General features: G+C 46.5%; 1 pseudogene. It reads left to right on the top strand.

The window, feature by feature from the left end:
* Positions 1-550: pseudogene (locus tag R7Q11_RS28575) on the top strand (NAD(P)/FAD-dependent oxidoreductase); the annotation flags it as partial.

Here is a 550-nt window from a genome sequence, read left to right as displayed (position 1 = left end):
CATCTTATTTACACGCTAGACATCATCGTTGAAGGCGATGAAACCGCGTTGCTAGCAAAGTTCGCAAACGATCCTCACGTTCGCCAAACACCAGACATGGAATACAAGTTTGTTGCGAAAGCACCTGAGAACCTAACAGAGCGCCCAATCGTCATCGGTTTTGGTCCATGTGGTCTGTTTGCTGGTTTGGTGTTGGCTCAAATGGGTTTCAACCCAATCATTGTTGAACGCGGTAAAGAAGTACGTGAACGTACTAAAGATACTTTCGGTTTCTGGCGTAAACGCACGCTAAACCCAGAATCAAACGTACAGTTTGGTGAGGGCGGTGCGGGTACGTTCTCTGACGGTAAGCTGTACAGCCAAGTGAAAGATCCAAACTTCTACGGTCGCAAAGTGATCACTGAATTTGTTGAGGCTGGCGCACCAGAAGAAATTCTATACGTAAGTAAACCTCACATCGGTACTTTCAAGCTGGTAACGATGATCGAGAAAATGCGTGCGACCATCATCGAGCTAGGTGGTGAAATTCGTTTCAGTACTCGTGTTGATG

Source organism: Vibrio sp. 970, assembly GCF_033339075.1.
Note: the sequence above shows the minus strand (reverse complement) of the source record. Positions and strands in the feature narration are given on the sequence as shown.